A 24076-nucleotide genomic window follows, 5' to 3' on the forward strand; every position below is an offset into this window, starting at 1 on the left:
TAATAATGAGACGAAAGAAGGTTAACATTCACTCTAGATAGAGTTATCCGATTAGAAACGTTTGTAGTCGTTTGTTATTGATTAAGATCGGATAGAACCTGCTATGGTTATAAGAGAAATCGTTAAACTTGTAGGGGAGATATACAACGGTATATATGTTCGTACAATAAAGAAAAATGAAATTCAGTAAAACAGCATATCCAACAGTTTATTTTAGTGAAGAGATTTGGGTTAAGTGTCCAAAGTGCTCAGAACCTGCTTTAGTTAAAACCGAATTACCAAAATATACAATACCATTTCCAACAGGACATAAATCGGTATGTAACTGTAGATTTTGTGGATTTCAAGACTCTGAGAATGATAAATGGTCCGGATATGTACAGGGCTTTATAAACCGAGCATGTGGATATTGTGGAAGTGGAATATCCCATACTACAGAACCTACAAGAAGACCTTATGAATCATATGAATTAGCTTGTGGAGTTTGTAAGACAAAAAGAGAATATGAAATTCAATGGTATCGGTATCGTAATGACAAGGCCACTGATCCGTACTTTGGATTTGATTTATGGCTTCAAACCAGCATAAAAGACAATGTACTTTGGTTGTATAATACTAACCATTTAGACTATTTAAGAGAATATGTTGAAGCTAAGTTGAGAGAAGATGATGGCAGACACAAATACTCTATGATCACAAATCTACCTCAGTGGGTTAAATCTAGTAAGAACCGAGATGTGATAGTCAAAAAGCTCAATAAATTAAAGAACGAATTTGAAAAGAAAACTGTACCTCTAGCAGATTAACATATTACAGATATTCAATCCGTAAAGTGGATTAGAAAATCTTTATGGCCATCTGCTGAAAGTTCGTAAGACTCAATGACTCAAACTCGTTAAAGCCCGCTTCAAATCCCCAAACTGAAACTCAAAACCATATTGCAAAAGTTTCTCCGGATACACATACCGGCTTTTTAAAATAAGTTCCGGTTCGGTTCTGAGAAAAAAGGCCCCAATATTCAATAGTGGAGTCGGTGTTGGAATCCCAAGAGGAATATGTAAAGAAGATCTTAAGGCAGCCATAAATTCCCGGTTGGTAATGGTATGCGGACTGGTACAGTTGATCGGTCCGGTAACGGTATCGTTTTGCACGATAAAATCAAAAATGTGCAGCAAATCCTGAATATGAATCCATGCAAATTTTTGTTGTCCGGTGCCATGATAACCACCCAATCCAAATTGAGCAAGTCTTTTCAATACCGGATATACACCATCATTCGGGCCCAATACCAACGATACGCGTGTAGCTACCTTTCTGGTTTTGGGTGTATAGAGTGTAAAGAATTCTTTTTCCCAGGCTTGGGCCACACCCATCGAAAAATCATTTCCAATATCTCCGTTGGATTCGGTCATGGCTTTATGCAGAGAATGTTTGTAGATGGTAGCCGTACTCGCATTGATCCACAATTGCGGAGGGTGTTTTAAGGTGGCTATAGCTTGACTCAATACCCGCGTAGGCAGAACTCTGGAATTAAGAATGGCGGCTTTATTCTTTTTGGTATATCGGCAATCCACAGATTTCCCACTCAGATTAATGAGGGTTTCTGCACCTTCCAGTGCAGAAACCCATTCACCGAGATGTTGCCCATCCCAATTCTTAAAAGTGATACCGTTGTCGTGGTGTTCGGGTTGACGGGTTAAAATAATTACCTGATATCCCTTTGCGGTAAAGAATTGAGCCAGGTGCATCCCTATAAACCCACTGCCGCCTGCAATGACCATCTTTTTCATTACTCGGCATTAGGTGTTACGATCTTTAAAGTGTTTTGTGCAGAGAGTTTAGATTTTCTACGTCCTCTAAAGAACAAGAACAGATTTAAGAATAGAATCACACCCAGATAGATAGAGAAGCCGCCAATTTTATAAGACAGTACTTCAATCAAAACCTGGTAGTTGTTAAAAGCACGGTAAGAATTGATCTCTAAGATGAGTAAGGCAAAGCCAATGTTCATGAGGTAGAATCCGATTTCAAAAAGACGGTTGGTTGCAAAAGCGATTTCTTCCTTGCCATGAAAGATGTCCAACATAAAAACCCTGGCATTTTTGAATAGAGACTTGGCTACAAAATAGGTGAGTCCTAACGCAATAGGTAAATAGATACTGTATGCGACTGTAATTAAATTTTCCATGATGACTGATTTTAAGTTATTGTATAATTGATTTATTAAATGTTCTGAAAAGTGAGAGTCCACTGATGTTGATGTAGTGGAGTAGGGCCAACAACATGATGATTTGCCCAACGTGTGTACTGATGGAGCTGTACAGCTCCGTAAACGAGGAAATGTATTCCCAGTTTTGAATGCGGATGACCGCGTAACCGATATTCACCAGGTAATACCCCACGAGCAACATATTGTTGACTGCAATTGCGATTTCCTCGTTGGCAAATGAAGGTTTGACATAATGAATGCCATGCGTGTGGCACTGCTTTCCCACGTATACCGTAATAAATATGGTGATGGGGATGTAAATGAGATAACCGATGGTATTGAATGACATTTTTGTAGTTTTTGTACTTTCAAAAAATATTGAAAGTTTGTTTCAAAAAAAATTATTTAAATAGCTTCATGAAGGTTCTGAGGAACCAACTTTCATTGGAGTTACTGATTTTGGTGAGAGAGGTATCTGCCAGCTCCGCCAATGATTTGATATTATTGATTTGCTCTAAGAAGTGATCTACTTCCTCTTTATTTTTTTCAGTTGATTTTACAGCTTGTAATTCTGTAAGCGATTGTACTATCGGATCTAACTCCTGTCTTTGACGAATTTTAATCACGCGCTGTGCGACTTTCCAAATGTCTTTTTCGCCTTTAAAGAATTCCTTACGTTCCCCAATTTTAGATTCCTTGTATACCAATCCCCAATCGATCAGGGTACGGATATTCATATTGGCATTGCCTCTGGAGATTTTTAAAGCCTCCATCACTTCCTCCGCACTTAATTCTTTTTCGGTAATTAAAAATAGGGCATGAATCTGAGCCATAGTTCTATTAATTCCCCATTTGGAACCGAGACTGCCCCATTGTTGAATAAATTTTTCCTTGGCTTCGTTTAATTTCATGACACAAATGTAGTAAACTTTTCGAACTTTCAAATATTATTGAAAGTTTTATTTGTTAAATTGTATTTTATGAAGTACCTGAGCGTCTTTTCTATCATGTTAAATACAACGGTTCATTATGTTCTTTTTTTGCTTGCCTCAAAAAAAGAACGAAAAAAAGGGCACTTTTTGGAAGGTGGTTCGCAAGCGACCATGGTTCCATTTGCTCTTCATGCTATGGTCTCTACGAGACCGCAATTCCAAGCATGGAACATTACCACTGACCAAAAAGACTAAGAAATAATACATTATTGGGGGATTTGATGTATTACAATAAAACAATATTGTATAAGAATCGGCCTTAGGAAGTTTTGGTAGAAAGCTCGATGAATGTAGTGTAATCGAACCCATGTTTGAGCTCAGACATCGACTTGGAAAGTCGTTCATGTCGTTTGCGAGTTTGGGTGAGATAATGAAATGAAGAATTAGCTTTCAACAAAGCTTTCTTCAGCCTTGAACTTTTTAAGCACATTTTTTAAATTTTGATTTGTGTGCTTTTCCTTCATTCCATTCCGGTTGATTCTTTTGGCCGCACGCTGAGCGTGGTGCCCTGAGCGGAGTCGAAGGGGAGCGAAGTGTCAAGCAAAAAAAGAACATAAAGCTTCCAAAGTTTATTTCTTGTTAATTTAACCCCAGACAACACCATACAAAAACAAATTACCCACTTTTGAAACACAATCAAACCAATACGAACTCATGAACCAACATATCGTAGAAAATCTATTCGAACTGTGGGATTTTGTAGGACAACAAAATCAAACATTAGTTCAAACCGAGCATTGGAACTACATTGACCTTAAAGATTCTGATTGGCCCAAACGTGTATATCGTGTTCAAAACGAAACTGAAGTTTACGTACAAATCAAATCGGAGTACATTGCCCGGAAAATTCCAGGATTGGTTACTGTTCCGGAAAAACTACCTGTAGGTGTAGAGTTGGGAACAGTTGCGGTTCGTCAAAAAAATATGGCATTGCGGTTATCTGTTAATCAGGATTATACTCAAGATATCCATATTCAAAAGGTTGAATCGAATGCACAAGCTGTGTTATTTGCAAAAACAGCTTCACAATCATTCGGCTATTATGTAGATCATGAGATCATTCAAAACCTAATAGATTCAACCGATACGATTAGACTCTATGGTTATGTCAAAGATGAAGTGTGGTTGGGCTGCGGGATTTTATTTATCGATTCAAAAGGATATGCCGGATTACATATGATAGGAACCATACCCGAAGGAAGAGGTCAGGGCATAGGTCATAAAATGACTACATATTTACTAGCCGAAGCCCAATCCGCTCTATGTCCGTATGTGGTATTACACGCATCCCAAATGGGGGAAAGAATCTATAGCCGTTTAGGATTTGAAACTTATGGTGTTTTGGAAACTTATAAGATCATGTTTGATTGATGAGATTAAGAACCCTGAGCGTCTTTTAAAACACTTAAATGAGTACTTTTTCTTTATTCTATACGGTTGATCCTTTTGGATTGGACGCTGAGCGCGGTGCCCTGAGCGGAGTCGAAGGGGAGCGAAGTGTCAAGCCAAAATAGGACAAATGTTAAAATCCAAATTCTGCAAAAAGTGTTTTTAATCCGTATTTTGTGTTGAAATAAAACCGACAAAGTCCCGGACCTTTGTCTCATAAATCAAAAGTCATGAAAAAAGTAGCATTAATTACAGGAGCATCAAGTGGAATCGGTCGTGAATTTGCAAAAATACATGCGACCAAAGGCGGTGATATGGTAATCGTAGCGAGGAGTCAGGGCAAATTAGAGGAATTAAAAAAGGAGTTGGAAACCCAATATCAGTCTAAAGTCATGATAGTCGTAAAAGACTTATCACAACCCCATGCGGCTCAAGAAATCTATGATGAATTGAAACAAGCACAAGTTCAAGTAGACTATCTGATTAATAATGCAGGATTTGGCGGACATGGTAAGTTTCATGAACGTCCATGGGAATCTGATTTAACCATGATCAATTTGAACATTATTGCATTGACGGCTTTAACCCGTTTGTTTTTACCTGATATGGTCAAAAGAAATCAAGGTAAGATTTTGAATGTATCGTCAACAGCCAGTTTAATGGCCGGGCCATTGCAAGCGGTATATTTCGCAACTAAAGCTTATGTAACTTCATTTAGTAACGCATTGGCCGAAGAACTTCACGATACCAATATCACTGTGACGGCATTACTTCCGGGTGCTACAGCTACCGGGTTTGCCGAAACTTCAGGAATGGATAAAACCGATTTATTTAAAAATACATTTACAGCTGATCTGGTAGCCGGAGAAGGATATCAGGCGATGTTGGATGGGAAACTGGATATTATTTCAGGAGTGACCTTTGGCCAAAAAATGATGATGAATTTCATTCCGTTTACTCCCAAAAAAATGATCTTAAAACAGATTAGAGAAATGCAGGAAATTAAGTGATCACGCCTTTAAATCTAAGGGACAGAGAATTTAATGACATTTTAATTTGGAAATGTATTTTTCAGAGATGAAATCATTTATTTTCGGTAAAAAATAAAAGAAGATGAATATTCAAGAAATCGAAAACAGATTACAAGAAGGTAATGCGCGTTTTGTGCAAGACCGATTAGAAGGTAAATTACTTGATTCTGAACGTAGAACAGATCTAACCTCAGGACAAAGCCCATTTGCCATTGTATTAAGTTGTGCAGATAGCCGTGTAGTTCCTGAAATGGCGTTCGATACTGGATTGGGAGAAATCTTTACCGTGCGTGTAGCAGGTAACGTAGCAAATACTTCTTCTATCGCGAGTATTGAATATGCTGTAGCTCATTTAGGATCAAAAGTGATCGTAGTGATGGGGCACCAAAGTTGTGGAGCCGTAACCGCGGCAGCTGCCGGAGGAGACAACGGATACAACTTAAACCATTTATTATCTCATATTGCTCCGGCTTTAGCAGCAAGTCCTGAAGGTGCTGAGATTAATGATATTGTAAAGAAAAATGCGGAATTAACTGCAACTGATTTAATGACCAGATCAGCGATCATTAAAGGCGCAGTAGATGAAGGTAAAGTGAAAATTGTTCCGGCCTATTATAATTTAGATTCCGGAAAAGTAGATTTCCTATAAAGATTTGAAAAAAGAGACTTAATTTTAAGTCTCTTTTTTGTTTCATAAAGAATTGATTTTAGATATGCGCTTTCAATTTAAAGATATCGCTTCTCAAAAAGGAAAAGTGGCCATTGTAACCGGAGCCAATATTGGGTTGGGTTATGAAACAACTCTAGGTTTGGTTTCAAAGGATGTACAGGTGATCATGGCTTGTCGGAATTTTGATAAAGCCCATAAAGCAAAATCTAAAATTGAAGCACAATTTCCGGAAGCGCAGTTGGAAGTGATTCAATTGGATTTAGGAAGTTTCCAATCCGTTCGGGCGTTTGTAAAGAATTTTACAACCAAATACGATCGATTGGACCTCCTGATTGAAAATGCGGGAATCATGATGCCGCCCTTTATGCAAACCGAAGATGGTTTTGAAAGTCAATTCGGAGTGAATCATTTGGGGCATTTTTTACTAGCGCATTTATTGTATCCAACCATTCAGAAAACACCGCAGGCGAGGATTATTACCTTAAGTAGCATAGCGCATCGAAACGGACGGATTGATTTTGAAAATCTCAATGCGGAAGTCAAATATTCCAAAATGGGGGCATACGGACAAAGTAAGTTAGCTTGTTTGATGTTTGCCCTGGAATTAGATCGTAAGTTAAGGAAATCGGGGAGCGAAACAATAGCGGTATCCGCACATCCCGGAGCATCCAATACCAATTTAGGGCAACATCTCAACAAAACATTGTATAAGTTGTTGCTGCCTTTAATGTCCTTTTTTATTCATGCCCCTAAAGAAGCGGCATTGCCAACATTATATGCCGCTTTGGGAACAGATATTCAGGGTGGAGATTATGTGGGACCCACCGGGTTTAATGAAATGAAAGGTAAACCCGGAAAAGTAAAAGCGCTTCCACATGCATATGATGCCGAAGTGGCCAAACGACTATGGGAAGTATCAGAAGAATTTATCGGACAAAAGTTTGAGGTTTAATATTTAGAGTCGTGCAACAAAATCTAACAGCCATAGTCATAGGTGCGACCGGATTGGTCGGCAGACATTTGATTCAGGAATTGGTCAATGATCAGAGATTTAATAAAATCAAAATCTTTTCCAGAAGATCACCCGAAATTTCGAGCCCCAAGATCGAGGAACATTTAATTGATTTTGATCAATTAGCGGAATACAAGTCACACATTCAAGGTGATGTTTTGTTTTCTTGTATGGGAACGACCATAAAGACCGCAGGAAGTAAAGAAGTTCAATACAAGGTAGATTATACCTATCAATTCCACATGGCGCAATTTGCCCGTGAAAATGGAGTGCCGGATTATGTATTGGTTTCATCAACTGGTGCCAATCCAAAATCCAGTGTGTTTTATTCCCGAATGAAAGGGGAGCTGGAAAGGGATGTTAAGGAATTGGGTTTCCAACGTTGTATTTTCATCCGTCCAAGCGTGCTGATGGGGGAGCGTCCGGAGTTCAGGTTGGGCGAAGTCATTGGAGGTAAAGTCATTAATACCTTATCTGCGATCCTGCCATTTTTGAAAAAGTATAAAGGCATTTTAGGACAGGATGTAGCAAAATCCATGTTAGAGATTTACCATGTGGAACAAGATCATGGAACACAAATTTTTGCATTAGATCAATTAAGGAAATATTTAAAGAATTAGCGATGAAAGTAATTGTAACAGGGGCTACAGGAATGGTAGGTAAAGGAGTGTTATTAGAATGTTTAAACCATTCAGATGTATCGGAAGTTTTGGTGATCGGAAGGTCATCTACAGGAATAACACATGACAAATTAAATGAATTGCAACACAAAGACTTTTCAGAATTCGATTCTATTTCAGATCAACTCAAAGGGTATGATGCCTGTTACGCGTGTATGGGTGTAAGTGCAGCCGGAATGTCAGAAGAAGACTATACCCGAATGACCTATGGTTTCACCATGGCATTGGCGCAAAAGTTATACGCGTTAAATCCAAATATGACCTTCAATTATGTGTCAGGACAGGGAACCAATTCTTCTGAAAAAGGAGGCAGCATGTGGGGACGTGTAAAGGGAAGAACCGAGAATGATATTTTTAAATTGGGTTTTAAACAGGCATTTGCTTTTCGTCCGGGAATGATCATTCCTGAAAATGGAATTCAACCAAGTAGCAAACTTTACAAAGTCCTGATCAATAATTTAACCTGGCTGTTGAAACTTATGAAAAAAATGGCTCCAAATTCGGTGGTAAGTACCACGCAGATCGGTTTGGCAATGATTCATGTTTCTAAGAATGGTTATGCGCAAAAGATTTTAGACCCAAAAGATATTCTTATTTTGGCCGGCCAATAAAAAGGTAGATTTATGGCGAAAAAGAGATGGAAAATTGGGGTGAGGTTGATTTTACTGATGCTGATTGTTCCGATTGTTGCATTAACCTATTTTCTATTTGCAAATGAAGCACCTATTCTGGAAGGGAAGATCATTTATGGTGAAGCCTATCGTCCCAATCAGGAATTGGATATTTATATGCCCACAGAGCGGAAACATGAGCAGATTCCGGTAGTGGTTTTTGTACATGGCGGAGCCTGGATTGGAGGTTTTAAGGAATCTGTGAATAGCAATCGTTTCAATGAAGTTTTTAATCGACTACGTGCCAACGGTTATGCCATTGTAAGCCCCAATTACACGCTGGCGCGAAATGGCAAAACACCTTTCCCGGATTGTATTCGAGATGTATATGAAGCCATGTATTGGGTGGAGCAAAAAGCAGATTCATTTGACTTTGATTTGAATAACGTAGGCATCTTTGGAGAATCCGCGGGCGCACATATCTCCATGATGGTGGCATTTGACTCGGCCCAGAAGTATACCGATAAAGTATTCACGTATCCATTGCGATATGTCGTAGATATATATGGCCCCAATGAACTACAGGGTATTTATCATCAACACACCGTAGACTCTATGAATGCACTCATTGAAGAATTACCGGAACCGATTAAGTCCAGTGTAAATATCACAGAACACCTGTTTGGATTTGATCCTAAAACCGATTCGGCACGAGCCACCAAATATTTAGTGGAAAACTCACCAAGAGTATATGCCCATCAGGAAGTACCTCCCACCTTGATCATTCAGGGCGATGAAGATTTAATTGTACCATTAAGTCAAAGTGTAGAATTGAGTCAAAAACTGGATAGTTTGGAAGTTGTAAATCATCTGCATATCATTCCTGAAGCCAATCACGGATTCATTGGAGCCTCTAAAGATCAGAAAGCACAAATTCATAATTGGATCTATGAATTTGTTGTGGAATATTATCAGTAATTGTTGATATTGTTCGTTTGATTTTATTGGGCTTTAGCCTAGCTGGAATAGACCAAAAAACTATTTTTGCCTCCATTAAAAAAATACAGATTTAGTAATGGAGATTTCAAGTAAATATGCCCCGGTAGAGGTAGAGAAGAAGTGGTATCAAACCTGGATGGATCAAGGATATTTTAATTCTAAGCCAGACGAAAGAGAGCCATTTACAATAGTCATCCCTCCACCAAATGTAACCGGTGTGTTGCATATGGGACATATGTTGAATAACACCATTCAGGATGTATTGATTCGTAAAGCCCGTATGAATGGGAAAAATGCGTGTTGGGTTCCGGGAACCGATCACGCTTCTATTGCTACGGAAGCAAAAGTGGTAGCGAAGCTGAAAGACGAAGGCATCAATAAAGCAGATTTAACACGTGAAGAGTTTTTAAAACATGCCTGGGATTGGACCGATAAACACGGTGGAATCATCTTAGAGCAATTAAAAAAATTGGGAGCTTCATGTGATTGGGATCGTACGGCTTTTACTATGGATGATATTCGTAGTGAGTCTGTAAATCAGGTTTTTGTTGATTTGTACAACAAAGGTTTGATCTATCGCGGTTACCGAATGGTAAACTGGGATCCCGAAGCGCAAACTACAGTTAGTGATGAGGAAGTAATCCATAAGGAACTGAACGGAAAACTATACTTTATGAAGTATATGGTTGAGGGGTCAGATGAATACTTAACTGTAGCAACGACACGTCCGGAAACTATTTTTGGAGATACTGCTGTTTGTGTAAATCCGAGTGATGAGCGTTACACACACTTGCACGGCAAGAAAATTATCGTTCCATTGGTAGGAAGAGTGGTTCCGGTTATTACCGATGATTATGTAGATGTAGAATTCGGAACAGGTGCATTAAAAATTACGCCTGCACACGATATTCATGATAAAGAGATCGGTGATAAAAATGGTTTGGAAACCATTGATGCGCTGAATGATGATGGAACTTTAAATGCTTATGGAATGCATTATGAAGGGAAAGATCGTTTTGTGGTGCGTAAGGAAATCGTAAAAGAATTAGAGTCTTTAGGTTTATTGCTTAAAGTAGAAGATTATACCAATAAAGTAGGAACCTCAGAAAGAACAGGTGCCGTAATTGAACCTAAAATTTCGGTACAATGGTTCCTGAAGATGGAAGAGTTGGCTAAGCCTGCTTTGGATTTGGTAATGGATGATGAGGTGAAGTTAATTCCTTCAAAATTCAAGAATACATACCGTCACTGGATGGAGAATGTACGTGATTGGTGTATTTCTCGTCAGTTGTGGTGGGGACATCAAATCCCGGCTTTCTATTACGGAAAAGGGGTAAACGATTTTGTAGTGGCAAAAACCATTGAAGAAGCATTGACTTTAGCGCAAGAAGCTACCGGAAATGCAGATTTAAAAGTATCGGATTTAAAACAAGATGAAGATGCTTTGGATACCTGGTTCTCTTCATGGTTGTGGCCAATGTCAGTGTTTGACGGCATTAGAAATCCGGAAAACGAAGAAATTAAATATTACTATCCCACAAATGTATTGGTAACTGCACCGGAGATTTTATTCTTCTGGGTAGCGAGAATGATCATTGCGGGAAATGAATATCAAGGTGCAAAACCGTTTAACGATGTGTATTTGACCGGGATCGTTCGCGATAAGCAAGGTCGTAAGATGAGTAAGTCATTAGGAAACTCCCCAGACCCAATCGGATTGATTGAGAAATATGGAGCGGATGGGGTACGTGTAGGAATGTTGTTGACGTCTCCTGCCGGAAATGATTTACCATTTGATGAAAGTTTGTGTGAGCAGGGACGTAATTTCTCAAACAAAGTATGGAACGCTTTGCGTTTGGTAAAAGGATGGGATAGTGATGACAGTATTGCACAACCGGAATCTGCTGTATTGGCCAATCAATGGTTTGAGTCTCGTGTGGCTGAAGCGATGAAAGAAATGGAAGATAGTTACTCTAAATTCCGTCTATCAGAAGCGCTAATGACGACTTACAAACTGGTTTGGGATGATTTCTGTGGATCTTATTTGGAAATGATCAAACCGGCATACCAGCAGCCAATTGATGGTAAAACATTAGCAGAAGCGATTGCCAATTTTGAGATCATCGTGAAATTAATGCATCCGTTCATGCCTTTCATTTCAGAAGAAATCTGGAGCTTGCTTACAGAAAGAGCAGAAAACGATCATATCATTGTAGCTTCATGGCCGGAGATGAAAGAAGTAAATCAAGAAATTCTGGATTTATTCAATGCCACTACTAATGTGGTGACAGAAGTTCGTACTTTCAGATTGAATAATGGAATTCCAAATAAAGATGCCATTAAACTGATGGTAAATGGAAAGTCCGGAGTAAGTGCTAAATTCGATTCTGTTTTAATCAAGCTTCTCAACCTAAGTGAAGTAACGACCGTAGAGGAAAAGCCGGAAGGTGTATTCACTTTCGTAGCAAATAATGCGGAATACTACATTCCTGTGGAAGGAATGATTGATGTGGAAGCAGAAACCGCAAAGATTGAAGAAGAATTGAAATATGTACAGGGATTTATGACTTCGGTAAATAAAAAGCTGGGGAACGAACGTTTCGTAAATAATGCACCTGAAAAGGTAGTAGCTATGGAACGTAAAAAACTAGCAGATGCTGAAGCTAAAGTGAAGATTTTAGAGCAACAATTGGCTGACTTGAAATAGGAATATGATATTTAACGATAATATCAGTTTTTTCTATGTTGTAGTCTTTATTGTTGTTTACAATGTCGCAAAATCATTTATAACCCATAAATCGGTTAAGAACATCTTATTGCTATTGGGAAGTGTAGTCGTATTGACTACACTCACCAATATCGCTTCATTGAGCTTGATTATACTCGCTTCTATTGGAGTGTATTATGGAGGTGTTTTCTTAAGTAAGAGAGAAAAGAATAAACCATTTCTGGCTTTATTTATTGGCGTTTTGATCACGCTCTTTGTACTGAAAAACTATAAGATAGCCGATTTTGACCTTTTACAACGGGTTGGATTGTCATACATCTTATTTCGTCTGATTCACTTTTTGATTGAAAGCTCAAAGCGTCAAATCCATCGATATAATCTTGGATCGTTTTTAAATTACATCATATTTTTTCCCACGTTTATTGCGGGTCCAATTGATGAATACAACAACTTCGATTATTGGGTAACTATAGATCGATTTAAATACGATACGGTGCTGTTTAAAACAGGGTTGTTTAAGTTATTTGTAGGAATCATCAAGAAGTTTGTTCTGGTTCCGGTAATTGCCGTATATGCAACAGATTTTGCTTTGTTTGAGGTGAATCATGTGTGGCAGGTAGGATTGATGTATAGTTTGTTGCTGTACTCTGCGTATATCATTTTAGACTTTTCAGGGTATTCGGATATGGCTATCGGAACAGCATATTTGATTGGAATTAAAACACCGGAGAATTTTGACAATCCTTATGGAGCCAAGAATCTATCAACGTTCTGGAAGAAGTGGCATATGACATTTTCGAACTTCCTGTTTAAATATGTATTTAAACCGGTCGTTGTGAATTTGTCCAGTTGGTTTCCAAACACCAAAAGACTTACCATTTCGCTATTGGGGTATTTAATCACTTTTACGATTTGCGGGATCTGGCATGGACCGACCATGAACTTTATTTATTGGGGATTATGGCACGGGGTGTTTTTATATTTCTATAAACTCTGGGAGATTTATGCATTGAAAAAAATGGTGCCTCAGGAAAGTTCTTCAACCCGAAAATTAATTTCCGAATATAGTGGCGTTTTGGTGACTTTTATAGTAGTGACCATCGGATGGTTTTTCTTTAACTATCAAACTGCAACGATATCGGTTATTGGCCAAAATTTATTCTCTTCAGGATCATCAGAGATGAAAGTGTCTACGGTGGTTTATGATAAAATGCCGGTTTTAGAAGTGGATTTACTTCAAGATGATTATGAGCAAATCTCCAGTATTGATATTGAACTTATTGGAGCAAGAGATCATGAGGTGTATATGTATCGAGATATTCAGCCCAATAATACCAACTCCTACTTTGTATTACCGCAAAGGTTGGATAAAGCACTATTTGAAGTGAATGTGAATCTGCATTTGAAGAACGGGCAACAGAAGCAATTGAAACAAGTCACCTATTACTTTAACAATGCTTTTTATCCTTCGGAATTACAGGCGACTTTATTTGGTCAGAATGCGCGAACCTTAATATCCGATTTAAAAGGGCAGGAATTAATGTTATCTGAAATTTATTTACCGGCAGAGTTTGAGGAATTTGTTTCGGCAGAAACGAGATATTTTGACGGTTATGGTTGGGCTATTCAAGCCAATTATAAGGAAATGCCTGAGTACGAAATTTGGGTAGAATACCGACCAAAAGGAGGAGAATGGCAAGTGGACACAGAGCATAGGGAAGGCAAGTATAATTTTTATCATATACATGGAAACTTTGCCCATGAAGGTCTCAACAGACATATTGCTCCGGGAGATTATGAGATCCGTTTAAAATATGTTTCCGGACTAAATAGTAGTAGATGGTTCTATACCACCGTTAAAATGGCAGATTATGTTAACAACTAAGAATGTATTGAAAAATAGTTTGTGGGTGTCGGCATGTTGCACATTACTTATTGTAGGTGTATTGATTCCTGGATATATCTTACTTCAGGATTCTTCAGATCAAGTGGAAGTTCCAAAAGGGAAGCATATCAAATCGGGAAGTAGATTGTTATATAGTTTTTTAGAGCAGGTCAAAGCGGATGAAGATTATCTGGTATTAGGAACCTCTGAAACTGGAATCTATATGGATGGATTGAATTTTTGGGGATTGCTGGATAAAGACTCCACTTTAGCACATCGTTTTTACAGTTTTGGAGGAGCAGGGAGATGTTCATATGTATATTTCCCATTGATTCTGGATAATCCCGAAGTATTTAAAGATTTAAACCTCATATTGTATATAAATCCCACGTATTGGAGAAAGGGACTCAATAATTTCAGAGAAGATTATTATAACAGATATATCGCCAATGGATTAGTAGGTGCAGTGAAGTCTCCAGCTAAAGATATAGGAATCTATGAGGAGTTTATGGCTCCCGTAGCTCCAATGGTTTCGGTTCCGGTATATGGGGCTAGAATCGTGGATAATTTTAGAAGTTTGTATTATCATGATTTAAATCAAATACTTTCTGAAAAAGAGCAGGATAAATTCCAAAAGAATCTGGTAGTGGATTCTGTGGGACTGAGAAATGTATACCAACAAATGACAGAAACGTTGGATATGGAATTAAATTCCACTCATGAATATGCCCAAAAGAATAACGGATTTACTGTGATAGATCAGGAATCGGAGTTCCAGTCCAATATGTTACGTGCTTTTATTCAATTGGTAGAGAAATATGATATCAATTGTTTGTTTTATGTAGGTCCGGTCAATGAAGTATATGGAATGCAGAAAAACCCGGATTATGTACCCGCGCATCATGAGGTGATGAAAGAAATCAAACAGATTTTGGATGAGCATCAACAACCATATTTAGATGGTACAGCTCAGGGTAAAATTCCCGGAACATTTTCAGATGTACAACATATCTCGGAATATGGGGCGTATTTAACAGCAATGCAGATCAAAGAATATTATGAAAAAGCTCAATAAAATATTCTACACGGTGGTACTGACTATTTTGTTTACAGCAGCTTGTGTCTATCTTTTGATGCAAGATAATGTAGCGGATATCCCATATATGTATCTGGAGTTTTAATCCTTCCATAAAGATCTATTACGATCTCGGAAAAGTTAGATTCTAATTACGGTAACATAGACAGGGCCTAAGTTAGCATGAAGTTAATATCGATTTAATTCAGAGTTATCATAGTGCCTCTAATTTTGTTTCAAATAAGAATTGGAATGAAATCACCTAAAAAAACAAGCATTAACTGGTCTTTGGCATTACTTACTGTAGGGTACGGTTTTTTAATGAATACCTGTATGACGGAGACCAGAGAATTTAACGATGCCATTGCAGTAGCTAAGGTTAAAGCGATGGCACAAACTACTCCGGTTTCTATTGATGATGATGCTGCAGACGACCCTGTGATTTGGATTAACTCAAAAGATAGTACCCATAGCTTAATCTTTGGAACCAATAAGAAAGAAGGAATCGAAGTATATGATCTGAAAGGAAACCGTGTAGCGCAGTATCCGGTAGGTCGTGTCAACAATATTGATTTACGTTATAATTTTATCTTGGGAAGTGATACCATAGATTTGATTGGAGCGACCAATAGGACGAGCAATACATTAAGCTTTTTCAGAATTCATCAGGATGGGAAATTAACCCCCGTGGGAGATTCTTCATTTGTTTCGAACATTGATCCGGTATACGGGTTTACCATGTACCAATCTAAAAAAGATTCTACGGCTTATGCTTTTGCGATTAGTAAGAAAGGACAGTTGGAACAATGGAAGTTAAACGGGGCGGATAGCAATTTAACCGGAGAAATTGTAAAGACGTATGATTTTGGAAATACCTGTGAAGGTCTGGTAGCAGATGATTATACAGGGTATTTATACATTGCTGAAGAAGATAAAGGAATCTGGAAATGGAATATTGATGCGCATAGTACGGAAGCTCCGGAATTGATTTTCTCATTGGAAAAGAGTACCAAACTAAAAGGAGATATTGAAGGGATTGCCTTGTATTATGTGGATGAAACCCAAGGATATTTGATTGCTTCAAGCCAGGGGAATAATACCTATGCGGTATTTGATCGTGAAGCACCGCATAAATACCGAGGAAGTTTTGCAGTGGAGGATGGGGATCAAATTGATGGTACAGAAGAAACCGATGGGTTAGATGTATTGAATTTGAGATTACCAGGATATCCAAATGGAATGTTGGTAATTCAGGATGGGTATAACATGGAAAATGGAGATACCATCAATCAGAACTTCAAAATTGTAGATTGGTCAGACGTGGCCAGAGGTATGAATCCACCTCTGGAAATTTCGAACGGATTTGATGCTTTACATTAAGGATTGTAAACTCTAAATCCTGGTAATACACCAGACTTAAATTCGCTAATGGTTACGTAAGACATACTGTTGGGCTTCCAGGTAACGGCTTCTCCTTGTGGTTCCGCCTGATACGTTAATCGAACCGGAATTGTTTGTAAAGCGTCTACAACCGTTTGATTCGTTTCACGTTTCCAGTAGTAGATATAATCATAAGACTTGATCAGGATATGTTTACCATCGGCAGAAATATCGGCAGCGGTAATCTTTTGATATCTGAAGTTCAAATCCCCGATGTGTTTTAAACCTGCTTCTTTGCCAAATGGAAGAGGTGCTTCTAAAGTCATCACCTTACACAAGGTAGTGTTTTTAGAGAAAATGAATAAATCTCCTGAAACCGGATCAATAAAGAATGCTTCTGCATTTTCAGGATCATCACTAGATGGATATGTTAACTCTAAAGCTTCCACTTGACGGATATCGCTCGAAATACTATCCGCCATAAAATCCGGTTCAGGAAATCTGTAAATAGTAATATGAGGTCTGGATTGGCTGTTATCTCCAATATCCCCCAGGTAGATGTAATCTAAGTTGTTTTGAGGCCCGAAACCGTAAGAAATATCTTCATAATCGCGTGCTTCAATCCCATGAATATCGTATCTCTTTTTTCGGGTGCCATCTTCATGATACAGGTAGATGGCTGCGTCAGAACCCGAATCTTCATGAAGCCAGTACATATTAGGATTTTTACGAGAAGCTAAAATTCCGGAAGCTTCTTCCAGGGTAGGCTGTAAAAGATTTGATGTGGGAACCTGTGCATTAAAATGGACGGTATCCAAATCTAATTGCAGAGAGTTATAACTGAGATCAAAAATCAAAGTATCCTCACCCGGGTTTTGAGGATCATCATTTTTATTTTTCTGAGTACAGCTAACCAATCCAATAGAAGCCATATAGAAACTCAAAATAAGCACGGTGTAATTAGAGATCTTATACATGATGCAAAATTATTTAGTAAATAAAAAAAGGCGCTGTAAACAGCACCTTTTCATGAAAAAGAATAAACTTATTTTGTTGCTAAAGCACCAAAATGAGAACTAGGGTTAGGTGTGGTGAAGGTAATTCCTCCTATAGATAAAGAACTAAACTTAGGGCTAAATGAAGTATATGCTCCAGTTAATGCGTTAGAACCTGATTTTAAGTGGAAATCCACATTTTCGATCGCCAGGTTTTCTAATTTACCAGTTTGAACATTGTAGTTTTCAAACATTGGATCGTTTTCGTTTATAGCGCCTGCCACATCGTTTCCGGTCATGCTTGCATCCAAAATACCATGAGTAGGGTAGAACTCATCTACCATGATTTGCTCATTTCCGTAGTACCAGCTGTAGTTACTTTTCGTATTTGCGATATCAGCAGCATCGTCACCACCTACAACACGTACACCGTATTTACAGTTTACCATTAAGTTGTTGTAGCTATTTCCACGTGCACCTTTTTCAATGTTAACAGATCCACCACGACCTTCTTTGTTTCTTCTCCATCCACAGTTTACAAATGTGTTGTTGTAAGAATTACAATCAGTTTGTGGAGATCGGCTTCCGGAGTTAGACCATTTTGTTCCGTTAGTCGCTAAGTTGTAGAATACATTGTAAGCCATATCACCTTCTACACCTGATTTTAGGTTGATCGCTTCACCACCAGTTTCACCAATGTAAGCCATGAAGTTGTGACAGATAGAAATTTTACCACCGATTACACGCATTCCATCATCAGCAGTGTTTAATAACTCAGAGTGGTGTAAAGCGAATTTGCCATCAATATTACCAAAGAAGATTCCGTAACGTGGGTCTCCTTCATCTTCTCCTTGCTCCACAAATACTGAACTTGGACCTGCAGGTGCTCCTGCGTACTCAATACGTGCGTATTTAATCGCTAACTCATCACAAGTAGCCGCACATTGGATACCTCCCCAAAGACCTAAATATCTGTTTGCTTCAGTTTGTTTGTCAGTAGGAACAGTAAATGTGACCATTTTTCCAGCTTCTCCTAAGATATATAATTTACCTCTTACTTGAAATTCCGGAGCAGTAGCTGATCCTAAATTATCACCGTCAAAGATGATTTTCGCGCCAGCTTTAATCGTTAGGGTTTGTCCTTCAGGAACTACCACATCTTCGGTAATGGTTACGATGGAGTTCCCATCCCATGTTCCGGAAACTTCTCCCGCAGCAGTTAATTCTTTAAATTGAGGAACTTGTTCTTCATCTTTACTACAAGATGCCATTCCGGTCATGAATAATAGCGAAAGCCCCAGCCCCCAAATTGATAGTGTACTTTTTGTTTTCATTTTTGATTTTAATTAATATATAGTCTTTATAATTTAAGTTTCACACCAAGTCTAAACTCTAATCCCACCTGCTCTGAACCGGTTAACACGTCATCTCCGGGATTCCCCTGATAAGGGAATTCTGAGTTTTCCTGACTCACAGGTTGTTTGATGAAAGTTTGATATTTAGAGTTCAATAGATTTCTCGCTTTGAGATAAACTGCAAAGTCTTTTTTGAATTCTTTTTCTATTGAGAAGTCCAATCTGAAGAAGTTTCCTTCCCACTCATCGTTATTGTAAAAGTTAGATACTGTCCGGATTCTCTCTCCTGTAAATGAACCGGAAATCTGTGCTTTGATGCCGTCAGAGAGTCCTTTGTATAGCAATGAGATATTCCCAATATGTGCAGATTGACCTTGCAACGGGCGTGTTTGATCAATGGAAGTTGTTATGATTGGAGAAGTATCATCATCAGGGTTTTCTCTGGACCGTAATGACTTTTGAGTAGTCACCGAAGAGTTGGTATAAGAGTAGTTGAATTTAACTCCAAGGGTTTTGTGATACTTGATGTAGTTAATCTCTAAACCATAATTAGTGGCGGTGCCAAAATTGTCAGGTCTCCGTACGATATCGTTAATACCAAAGTCTTTTCCGTCTGTTAATACATACTCAATCGGATCGTTGATTTGCTTGTAGAAGATGCCCACTAATAATTGATCGGTAGGGTTAAAATAGTTTTCATAACGTAAGTCCACATTGTGGGTACGAATCTTCTTTAAATCCGGATTACCCATTTCAATGTAGTCTTCCATTCGATACATATAAGGGATGATTTCAAAGTATCCCGGACGGATAATAGAGTAGAAGTAAGAGAAGCGTACGTTGCTCTTATCGCTTAGATTGTATTTCAAAGAAATACTGGGTAAATAATCTATATAGGTTGATGATTGAGAAGGAACCTGATCTGCACGAGGTGCTAAAAGTTCATAACCCTGATCCGTATGTTCCATACGTAATCCCCCAATAACTTCAATGAGTTGCGCGTGGTTTAATTTCACCTGTCCATATGCAGCTGCAATGTTTTGATGCGCATTGTTATTCAATTCATTTCGGGTAGAACCTTCCGGGTTACGGATTCTAAATTGTACATCACCATATTTTTCCCAGGTACCATATTCAGTAATATTTGGATCATCTGGTTTCCAGTCGTAACCGTAAGCCTGTACTGCAGGGTCCGGATTAAATCTGTATGTGACAATAAAGCTATTTCTGTTTTTCAATCGATATAAACCACCCACTTTAAAAGTCAGGTTAGATTGATCCGTTTGCAGATCAAAGGAGTAATCCAGTTTTCCGGTAATGTCTTTATCGGTGTTGTATTCCCAACTTCTTTGGTTATCTCCATCTTCAGCAATCAAGATGCTTTCCTGGTCCTGTACCAACGAGTAATTATTAACCGTTACAAAATCCGCATGATCGGGGCGTTTTTTTTGAGCCTTGGAATAAGCCACTACCCATTTGATTTTTTGGCTTTTGGTGATTTTATGATCTCCCTGTAGTGTATAATTGTTGATGAGATTTGTGGTTTGGCGAAAACGTTGACTGATCACTTTAGGAGTTGGATCTCCCGGATTAACACCCCACAAACGGCTCTTTTCTTGTTCTCGAAGTTGGTTGTTGTTTAAGTTCAGAAACAATCCCGAAAGTTGAATCTGATGGTTGGAATTGATGTAATAATCTGCCAATGCATTTAAACCGAATTGGGTGACACTATTGTAATAAAATCTTTCAGTCATATTGGTCAGTACGGGTAAACTACTTCCGTCTCTGGTTGTGCTTGGTTCAAAGCGTACAGACCTCGCTCCTGTGTGCATTTGATTAGCCGTTCCGGTTACAATCAATCCGAATCTCTTTTTTAAGAAGCGTTTCCCGTATGATAAAGAGGCATACATGTCCGGAGCAAATTCTTTGGTATAGGTTTCTCTGTTTTCGGTGGTGAAATCATCAGCAGAGGCTTTGTAATCCGGGCCATATTTTTGGAAAGGGCTGGTAGCATCGGTTTTAGAAGCATCAAAGTAGTGGAAGTTATTGTTGAAATAGATGGAATGATATCCCACAAATGCGTTGACTCTAAAAGTAGGTTTTTCAGGTGCTTTCTTCATCACCATATTTACCACACCACCTACAGCATCTCCTTCCATTTCTGGAGTAAGAGATTTAATGACTTCCAATCTCTCTAACAAATCAGAAGGGAAGAGGTCTAAAGAAACAAATCGGTTCTTATTGTTCGAACTCGGGATTTTGATCCCATTAACCAGGGTGTAATTGTATCTTTTAGGCATTCCTCTAATAATGGTAAATGAAGATCCGGTCCCACTTGGATTACTTTCCAGAGTAACGCCCGAAACACGTTGAATAACTTCGGCTACAGAGTTATCCGGAGAAAGCGCAATAGCCTCTGATGAAGTAATGTTAATCACCTGCTCGGATTTCTTTTCTTTTAAACGTGCTCCGGCCATGCTTCCCCCATTTACATTGGCAATGAGATTAAAGGAATTAAGTTGAGTCGCATTTTCTTCCATTTTAATCACTAAAGGAGAAGTATGCTGATCCATTTGAATGGTTTGAGACCAGTTTTTGAATCCCATAAAAGAAACTTCCAGTAAAATGGTTTGGGTATCAATTTCCGGAAAATGAAAACTCCCATCCATTCCTGAAACGGTATGTAGATTTAAGGAAGTGATTTTAACATGTGCGCCAATAAGTGGGAAATTTTGATCGTCTTTAATCACACCATTAAAGCTCTTAGCCCAACTTAATGAACTTAGAATTAAAAGAAAAAATGTAATGTATTGCTTCATCTTATTGTATAGATGCAAATAAGCAGGGTGAACTTATTTTAAAAGTTTCGGGTATGATAGAATTTGGTTAAGCTACCGTTAATAATCTACCGATCAAGTTTTATAAATTGTTAAATACACGAGTTAAAAACACCCAAATCGCAATACATTTCTTAATGTAGTTGTTACATAACATAATGATTATTTGAGTAATACTTAACGCAGAGAAAACGACACGATGAAATGCGCAGGGTAATTTTACAATGAAATCTATGTGATCTTCAAAGTTTAAATCGAAATAATTATTTAGCTATGACAAAGGAAAGTCAAAAAAGAGATGTAGAAATTGTGGTCATTTCGGATGTGCATTTAGCCACTTATGGATGTAGAGCACAAGAGTTATTAAACTACCTACAAACCGTTAATCCGGAGATCTTAATTCTTAATGGAGACATTATAGATATGTGGCAGTTTAACAAACGTTACTTTCCAACCTCACATATGAAGGTCATTAAATACATTACGTCTCTAATGGTTAAAGGAACGCAGGTATATTATATTACCGGGAATCACGATGAGATGCTGAGAAAGTTTAAGGGGTTTCAAATGGGCTCGTTCCAAATTGTCAATAAACTGGTTTTAGATTTAAATGGAGAAAAGGCATGGTTTTTTCACGGTGACGTTTTTGACGTGACTATGAAGCATTCCAAATGGTTGGCAAAGTTGGGTGGTCACGGATACGATATGCTGATTCTATTAAACACATTTGTGAATTGGGTAAGCCAAAAAATGGGGAGAGGTAGATTGTCTTTATCTAAAAGAATAAAAAATACGGTAAAGCAAGCCGTAAGTCATATCAACGATTTTGAAAAGATTGTTGTAGATATGGCCATGTATAAAAAATACGAGTATGTCGTATGCGGACATATCCATCAACCACAATCGTTAGAAGTTTTAGGCCCGGAAGGAAGAAAAGTGACCTATTTAAACTCAGGTGACTGGGTTGAAAATATGACCGCTCTGGAATTTAATAGAGGTCAATGGAAAATCTACGAATATTTAAAGGACCCTATAGCGCAAAGCTTAAATGGGGAAGAAACCGAATTTGATATTCGTGAAAATGAAATGATGGCGAATTCAAAAGAGATCTTTAATGATCTGGTAAAGGAGTTTGAATTTGACGCAGTTAAAATGTAGAAAAGAATGAAAGTATTATATGCAATTCAGGGAACAGGAAATGGACATTTAAGTAGAGCCAATGATATTATTCCCTTATTAAAAGAGATCGCAGATGTCGATGTGTTGATTAGCGGAATTCAATCAGATGTTACTATTCCGTTTCATATTAAATATCGTTTGAATGGATTGAGTTTTATCTTCGGTAAAAATGGAGGCGTAAACCTATGGCAAACGGTGAAGTCATTTCGTTTGTTTCGCTTGTTAAAAGACATATTTACATTACCGGTTCGTGAATACGATTTGGTGATTAACGATTTTGAACCTGTTTCTGCCTGGGCGGCAAAATTGAAAAATGTACCAAGTGTATCTTTAAGTCATCAGGCTGCTGTAATCGATGAAAAAGCGCCAAAACCGGAAAAGGATTCTAAATTGGGAAAGTTGATTTTAAAAAAATATGCCCCAAGTCAACAGTCCTATGGATTTCATTTCGAGAAGTATCAGGATCATATTTTCACACCGGTAATTCGTAAGCAAATTCGTGAATTAAAGGTAACCAATCGTGGACACTTTACGGTGTATTTACCTGCATATGGAAACGAGCTATTGATCAACTATTTGTCTCAGGTAGAAAATGCGAATTGGGAAGTGTTTTCTAAGTTCTGTACTTCAGAATTTCAGTATAAAAACGTAAAAGTAAAACCGATCAATAATGAGGCGTTTATCAGAAGTTTAGCATCATGTGCAGGAGTACTTTGTGGTGCGGGATTTGAAACTCCGGCAGAAGCATTGTTCATGGAAAAGAAACTGATGGTGATTCCAATGAGTAACCAGTATGAGCAGCAATGTAATGCGATGAGCCTAAAGAAAATGGGGGTGCCGGTACTGAAAGGTTTAAGTCAGGAAAGTGTAAGTGAAATTCAGGATTGGATCAATAAGGCGCGTAATGTTAAAGTAAATTACCCGGATATGACCAGGGAAATTATCGGGAAAGTGATCCGTGGTATTTAATATAGGTACCGAGCGGATTTAAAGTAGCCCGATGTGAATCCATATAAATAGAAATATTGGTTTACTTTTATCTTCTAAAA

22 protein-coding genes are annotated in these 24076 nt (G+C 38.2%); 15 read left to right on the plus strand and 7 right to left on the minus strand.

What is annotated here, in order from left to right; all coding sequences use genetic code 11:
* The first annotated feature begins 176 nt into the window (after positions 1-176).
* Positions 177-806, plus strand: a complete 630-nt coding sequence (locus KFE94_13935) for a hypothetical protein (GenBank protein UTW65743.1) — start codon at positions 177-179, stop codon at positions 804-806.
* 72 nt (positions 807-878) lie between these two features.
* On the opposite strand, the gene KFE94_13940 is transcribed toward KFE94_13935, so the two are convergent.
* The 4 genes from KFE94_13940 to KFE94_13955 are packed head-to-tail and all read right to left on the minus strand — an operon-like array spanning position 879 to position 3120.
* Positions 879-1790, minus strand: coding sequence for a TIGR01777 family oxidoreductase (locus tag KFE94_13940; GenBank protein ID UTW65744.1), 912 nt, complete (start codon positions 1788-1790; stop codon positions 879-881).
* Complete coding sequence (locus KFE94_13945) at positions 1790-2188, minus strand: hypothetical protein (protein UTW65745.1); 399 nt, start codon at positions 2186-2188, stop codon at positions 1790-1792. Before KFE94_13945 ends, KFE94_13940 begins: the two co-directional genes overlap by 1 nt.
* Positions 2189-2204: 16 nt before the next feature.
* Positions 2205-2558, minus strand: a complete 354-nt coding sequence (locus tag KFE94_13950) for a hypothetical protein (GenBank protein UTW65746.1) — start codon at positions 2556-2558, stop codon at positions 2205-2207.
* 52 nt (positions 2559-2610) lie between these two features.
* Positions 2611-3120, minus strand: coding sequence for a transcriptional regulator (locus KFE94_13955; protein UTW65747.1), 510 nt, complete (start codon positions 3118-3120; stop codon positions 2611-2613).
* 69 nt (positions 3121-3189) lie between these two features.
* Between KFE94_13955 and KFE94_13960 the strand changes: the two genes are divergently transcribed.
* From KFE94_13960 to KFE94_14015, 12 genes are all read left to right on the plus strand, one after another.
* Positions 3190-3396, plus strand: a complete 207-nt coding sequence (locus KFE94_13960; GenBank protein UTW65748.1) for a hypothetical protein — start codon at positions 3190-3192, stop codon at positions 3394-3396.
* 459 nt (positions 3397-3855) lie between these two features.
* Complete coding sequence (locus KFE94_13965) at positions 3856-4572, plus strand: GNAT family N-acetyltransferase (GenBank protein UTW65749.1); 717 nt, start codon at positions 3856-3858, stop codon at positions 4570-4572.
* A gap of 248 nt (positions 4573-4820) precedes the next feature.
* Positions 4821-5600: an SDR family oxidoreductase gene (locus KFE94_13970; GenBank protein ID UTW65750.1), complete on the plus strand. Its 780-nt coding sequence runs from the start codon at positions 4821-4823 to the stop codon at positions 5598-5600.
* 103 nt (positions 5601-5703) lie between these two features.
* Positions 5704-6270 (plus strand): carbonic anhydrase, encoded by a 567-nt coding sequence (locus KFE94_13975; GenBank protein ID UTW65751.1) that lies wholly within the window; start codon positions 5704-5706, stop codon positions 6268-6270.
* A gap of 64 nt (positions 6271-6334) precedes the next feature.
* Complete coding sequence (locus tag KFE94_13980) at positions 6335-7243, plus strand: SDR family NAD(P)-dependent oxidoreductase (GenBank protein ID UTW65752.1); 909 nt, start codon at positions 6335-6337, stop codon at positions 7241-7243.
* Positions 7244-7254: 11 nt separating this feature from the next.
* A complete protein-coding gene (locus tag KFE94_13985; GenBank protein ID UTW65753.1) occupies positions 7255-7923 on the plus strand; it encodes an NAD(P)H-binding protein in 669 nt (222 codons plus the stop codon).
* A gap of 2 nt (positions 7924-7925) precedes the next feature.
* Positions 7926-8594: an NAD-dependent epimerase/dehydratase family protein gene (locus KFE94_13990; GenBank protein ID UTW65754.1), complete on the plus strand. Its 669-nt coding sequence runs from the start codon at positions 7926-7928 to the stop codon at positions 8592-8594.
* Between the two features lie 12 nt (positions 8595-8606).
* Positions 8607-9572, plus strand: coding sequence for an alpha/beta hydrolase (locus KFE94_13995; GenBank protein UTW65755.1), 966 nt, complete (start codon positions 8607-8609; stop codon positions 9570-9572).
* A gap of 97 nt (positions 9573-9669) precedes the next feature.
* Positions 9670-12300 (plus strand): valine--tRNA ligase, encoded by a 2631-nt coding sequence (locus KFE94_14000; protein UTW65756.1) that lies wholly within the window; start codon positions 9670-9672, stop codon positions 12298-12300.
* A gap of 4 nt (positions 12301-12304) precedes the next feature.
* A complete protein-coding gene (locus KFE94_14005) occupies positions 12305-14206 on the plus strand; it encodes a hypothetical protein (protein UTW65757.1) in 1902 nt (633 codons plus the stop codon).
* Positions 14193-15281: a hypothetical protein gene (locus KFE94_14010; GenBank protein UTW65758.1), complete on the plus strand. Its 1089-nt coding sequence runs from the start codon at positions 14193-14195 to the stop codon at positions 15279-15281. Before KFE94_14005 ends, KFE94_14010 begins: the two co-directional genes overlap by 14 nt.
* 252 nt (positions 15282-15533) lie before the next feature.
* The gene (locus KFE94_14015) at positions 15534-16661 is read left to right on the plus strand and encodes a phytase (GenBank protein ID UTW65759.1); all 1128 of its coding nucleotides are present in this window, start codon (positions 15534-15536) and stop codon (positions 16659-16661) included.
* Here KFE94_14015 and KFE94_14020 read toward each other — a convergent pair.
* From KFE94_14020 to KFE94_14030, 3 genes are all read right to left on the minus strand, one after another.
* On the minus strand, positions 16658-17638 hold the full coding sequence (locus KFE94_14020) for a hypothetical protein (GenBank protein UTW65760.1): 981 nt from the start codon (positions 17636-17638) through the stop codon (positions 16658-16660). The two genes, KFE94_14015 and KFE94_14020, sit on opposite strands and share 4 nt — an antisense overlap.
* A gap of 68 nt (positions 17639-17706) precedes the next feature.
* Positions 17707-18990, minus strand: coding sequence for a hypothetical protein (locus tag KFE94_14025; GenBank protein UTW65761.1), 1284 nt, complete (start codon positions 18988-18990; stop codon positions 17707-17709).
* A gap of 26 nt (positions 18991-19016) precedes the next feature.
* Positions 19017-21830 (minus strand): TonB-dependent receptor, encoded by a 2814-nt coding sequence (locus KFE94_14030; GenBank protein ID UTW65762.1) that lies wholly within the window; start codon positions 21828-21830, stop codon positions 19017-19019.
* A gap of 291 nt (positions 21831-22121) precedes the next feature.
* On the opposite strand from KFE94_14030, the gene KFE94_14035 reads away from it, so the two are divergent.
* Positions 22122-23006 carry a UDP-2,3-diacylglucosamine diphosphatase gene (locus tag KFE94_14035; protein UTW65763.1) on the plus strand — a complete coding sequence of 295 codons (885 nt, stop codon included), beginning with the start codon at positions 22122-22124 and terminating at the stop codon, positions 23004-23006.
* A 6-nt stretch (positions 23007-23012) separates the two neighbouring features.
* Complete coding sequence (locus KFE94_14040) at positions 23013-23996, plus strand: glycosyl transferase (protein ID UTW65764.1); 984 nt, start codon at positions 23013-23015, stop codon at positions 23994-23996.
* The last annotated feature ends 80 nt before the right edge of the window (positions 23997-24076 follow it).

It is taken from the genome of bacterium SCSIO 12643, from assembly GCA_024398135.1.
GTDB lineage: Bacteria > Bacteroidota > Bacteroidia > Flavobacteriales_G > Salibacteraceae > CAJXZP01.